The 3,848-nt window shown below is 70.5% G+C and carries 3 protein-coding genes; all 3 read right to left on the minus strand.

Annotated features, from left to right (window positions below):
* Nucleotides 1-37: 37 nt before the first annotated feature.
* The 3 genes from ACFCY7_RS40120 to ACFCY7_RS40130 all read right to left on the minus strand — a co-directional run bounded on the left by ACFCY7_RS40120 (nucleotide 38) and on the right by ACFCY7_RS40130 (nucleotide 3,638).
* Complete coding sequence (locus ACFCY7_RS40120) at nucleotides 38-1,591, minus strand: polysaccharide lyase family 1 protein (protein WP_376491025.1); 1,554 nt, start codon at nucleotides 1,589-1,591, stop codon at nucleotides 38-40.
* 191 nt (nucleotides 1,592-1,782) lie between these two features.
* On the minus strand, nucleotides 1,783-3,219 hold the full coding sequence (locus ACFCY7_RS40125; protein WP_376491026.1) for a DEAD/DEAH box helicase: 1,437 nt from the start codon (nucleotides 3,217-3,219) through the stop codon (nucleotides 1,783-1,785).
* Between the two features lie 215 nt (nucleotides 3,220-3,434).
* Entirely contained in the window at nucleotides 3,435-3,638 is a 204-nt protein-coding gene (locus ACFCY7_RS40130; protein ID WP_033201600.1) for a cold-shock protein, read from the minus strand.
* Between the last annotated feature and the right edge of the window lie 210 nt (nucleotides 3,639-3,848).

A 3,848-nucleotide genomic window follows, 5' to 3' on the forward strand; every position in this document is an offset into this window, starting at 1 on the left:
ATCCCGGACCCGGCGGGCCGTGGCGCTCGCGGGGCTGTCAGGCGTAGGTCTCGAACTCGGCCACCTGGGGCGTGCCGGTCGAACCGGTGATCTCGAAGGTGATCTTGCCGAGTGCGGTTCGGCCGAAGGTGATGACCCCGGCACCGCTGCCGGAGGTCAGGACGGCACCCGTGTCGGCGTTGAGGACGCGCCAGGAACCGATGCGGCCGGCCGCGCCCGCGGTCTCCTTGACGGCGATCGTGGAAACGGAGGTGGGGGAGCCCCACTTGATCGAGACGGAACCGGTCGCGCCGGCCGGTGACCAGTAGGTGCTCAGGTTGCCGTCCCGCACGTTCCCGTAACTCGTCCCGTCGGCCTTGCCGGAGCCGTCGGACCCGGCTCCGATGCTGAGGTTGGTCCCGCCGGGCGGCGTCGTGGTGGGCGGAGCGGTCGGGGTCGGGGATGTCGGTGTCGGAGTGGGGGTCGGTGTCGGCGTCGGGGTCTGCGGCGAGCAGGCGCCGTCCGACACGAGCAGGCCCTTGCCGGCGCCCGCGGTCCGGCTGACGACGCCCGGCACGCAGCTCGCCGGGTCCGGGGCGAAGGCGTAGGGGATGGTGACGGTGGTGTTGGACTGCGGGTCGGGGCCGGCCGGGTTGTTCTCGGTGCCGCGGCTCGACCAGGTGACGTTGTCGTAGATGTTGCCGCTGACCTGCCAGTACCCGGCGGCGTCGGTGTAGAAGGTGCCGAGGACGTCCTTGGAGTCCTCGAAGTAGTTGGCGTCGACCCTGGCGCGGGCGCCCGCCCGCGCGTTGATGCCGGATTCGTTGAGGCTCAGGTAGTGGTTGTTGTACATGTGGGCGGTGCCGCCGCGCAGCAGGGGAGCCCGGGAGTCGATGTTCTCGTACAGGTTGTGGTGGTAGGTGATGAAGCTGTTCGACAGGTCGGTCTCACTGGAGCCGACGAGGCCACCGCGGCCGGAATTACGCAGAATGCTGTAGGACAGGGTCACGTACTGGGTGTTGTCCTTCATGTCGAAGAGGCCGTCGAATCCCTCGGACTCGCCGCCCGAGGCCTCCAGGGTGGTGTGGTCGACCCATACGTTGCGGACGGTGCTCTCCATGCCGATGGCGTCGCCGCCGTTGGAGACGGGCGAGCCCGACTTCTTGACGTTCCGGACGGTCACGTTCTGGATGACGATGTTGCCGGCGTCGCGCAGGTGGATGCCGAGCTGGTCGAAGACGGCGCCGCTGCCGACCCCGACGAGGGTGACGTTGCTGATCTGCTTGAGTTCGATCACGCCGGCGGCGGTGTTGCAGCTGTCGCCGGACACCTTGGCGGTGTTCGCGTGGTTGATCGTTCCTTCCACCTCGATGGTGATCGGCGTGCTGCTGGTGGCCCGGCCGCACAGGGCCGCGTGGATCTCGGTCCCCGTGGTGGCCCGCACGGTCCGGCCTCCCGCGCCGCCCGTCGTGCCGCCGTTCTGGGTCGCGTAGCCGGTGACGCCGCCGGTCGCCGCCGACGCCTCGGGCATCGTCAGCACCACCCCGGTCACGGCCGCCAGGGCCATCGTCACCAGCGCCGCGTGGAGTCGCGGTGCGACTGGTCGTCTCATCCTCGCCTTCCTTTTCGTCAGTGTTCAGCTGAAGGGAGAAAGCGCTTTCTGCCCGCGACGATAAGGTGCCCTCCGATGGCTGGCAAGGCTCTGCGTTGTGGCGGAATCGTGTCGAAGATCGACGGGCCGCGTCCGGCAACCGTCCTTCCGCACAAGGGTGTCGGGGTCGGCGGCGTCCCGCCGGGGGCGGGTCAGCCGCCGCGGCGGATCCGCGCGGCCTGGCGGGCCTCGGCCGTCTTGCGGGCCTCGGCGGCGCGGCGCGACTCGTTCTTGGCGCGGCCCGGCCGACCGGGGACGGTGCCCATGCCGCGGAAGGCGGCGCCCCCGCGCTTGGCGCCCTCCTGCGTCGGCGCGGCGCCGTCGACGGGCACGCCGGACGGCTTCCGGGCGCCGGTGATCCGGCTCAGCTCGGCCTCGCCCGAGCGGACCTGGGTGACCTGCGGGCGGATGCCCGCGTCCGCCATGAGGCGGGCCACGTCCTTGCGCTGCTCGGGCGTGACCAGGGTGACGACGAGACCGGACTCGCCGGCGCGCGCGGTCCGGCCGCCGCGGTGCAGGTAGTCCTTGTGGTCGGCGGGCGGGTCGACGTTGACGACCAGGTCGAGCTCGTCGACGTGGATGCCGCGCGCCGCCACGTTCGTGGCGACCAGGACCGGGACCTCGCCGCTCTTGAAGCGCGCCAGCGTGCGGGTCCGCAGCGGCTGCGACTTGTCGCCGTGCAGTGCCGCCGCCTGGACTCCGCTGCCGAGGAGGTGGCGGGTGAAGCGGTCGACGGAGGCCTTGGTGTGCAGGAACATGATCACGCGCCCGTCGCGGGCCGCGATCTCCGTGGCGGTGGCGAACTTGTCGGCGCCGTGCACCTGCAGCACGTGGTGCTCCATGGTGGAGACGGTGGCGGCCGACGGGTCGACGGAGTGGACGACCGGGTCACGGAGGTAGCGCTCGACGACGAGGTCGACGTTGCGGTCGAGGGTGGCCGAGAACAGCATCCGCTGGCCGTCGGCGTTCACCCGGTCGAGCACCTCGGTGACCTGCGGCATGAACCCCAGGTCGGCCATCTGGTCGGCCTCGTCGAGGACCGTGACGGTCACCCGCTCCAGGCGGCAGTCCTTGCGCTCCACCAGGTCCATCAGCCGGCCGGGCGTCGCCACGACGACCTCGGCGCCGTCGCGCAGCGCGGTGGCCTGCCGACCGATCGACATGCCGCCCACCACGGTGGCCATGCGCAGCTTCAGGGCGCGGGCGTACGGGTCGAGCGCGTCCGTGACCTGCTGGGCCAGCTCGCGGGTGGGCACCAGGACCAGGGCGAGCGGCTTGCGGGCCTCGGCCCGGCGCCCCGCGGTGCGCGCCAGCAGCGGCAGGCCGAAGGCGAGGGTCTTGCCCGAGCCGGTCCGACCGCGGCCGAGGACGTCGCGGCCCGCGAGGGCGTCGGGCAGGGTCGCGGCCTGGATCGGGAACGGCGTCGTGACGCCCTCGCCGGCCAGCACGTCGAGGACCGCGGCCGGCAGGTCGAGGTCGGTGAAGGCGCCGGCGGCGGGGAGCGCCGGGGTGACGGTGGCCGGTGACGCGAATTCGTCCTTCGGTGCGGAGCCGCGGCGCGTCCTGTCCGTACGGGGGGTGGTGTTCATGGGGGACCTTCCTCGAAACGGTGCGCTTCGAGGGAATTCGCGACGGGCAGCGGCCCATGAATTACCAGAACGTACCGAACGCCAATTGCGTACGGATCCGGCCACGCCGACGGGGTGGAAAGCGGCGTCCGGTCCGTGAAAAAGCCGGGAAAAGACAACGAGCCGAGGCCCTCACCTCGAAGGTGAGGGCCCCGGCTGCGTCGGACGTGTCAACGTCAGGCGGGGAGGATGTTCTCCGCCTGCGGGCCCTTCTGGCCCTGCGTGACGTCGAAGGTCACCTTCTGGCCTTCCTGGAGCTCACGGAAGCCGGAGGTGGCGATGTTGGAGTAGTGGGCGAACACGTCCGGGCCGCCACCCTCCTGCTCGATGAAGCCGAAGCCCTTTTCGCTGTTGAACCACTTCACGGTGCCAGTAGCCATGTCAAATCTCCTTCGGGGCGTAACCCGGGAAACCACACCGTGTGGCTCCCGGCGTCGCCGTGATGATTGCCCCGTCGGAAAACTGCACCGAAAACACATAAAGTGCCTGACGATGTCTCCATCGTCGAAGGCACTCATAAGTTCTTTGGGAACCACAACTGCAACTGCTCTCGACTGTAGCACGTCGTCCGCCCGGGTGCACGAACACCC

Source organism: Streptomyces sp. NPDC056361 (assembly GCF_042262805.1).
GTDB lineage: Bacteria > Actinomycetota > Actinomycetes > Streptomycetales > Streptomycetaceae > Streptomyces.

Excerpts from the sequence above, each read along its gene's own strand:
- ACFCY7_RS40125 (WP_376491026.1), bottom strand. The coding sequence starts at position 3,219 with ATGAACACCACCCCCCGTACGGACAGGACGCGCCGCGGCTCCGCACCG.
- ACFCY7_RS40120 (WP_376491025.1), bottom strand. The coding sequence starts at position 1,591 with ATGAGACGACCAGTCGCACCGCGACTCCACGCGGCGCTGGTGACGATG.
- ACFCY7_RS40130 (WP_033201600.1), bottom strand. The coding sequence starts at position 3,638 with ATGGCTACTGGCACCGTGAAGTGGTTCAACAGCGAAAAGGGCTTCGGC.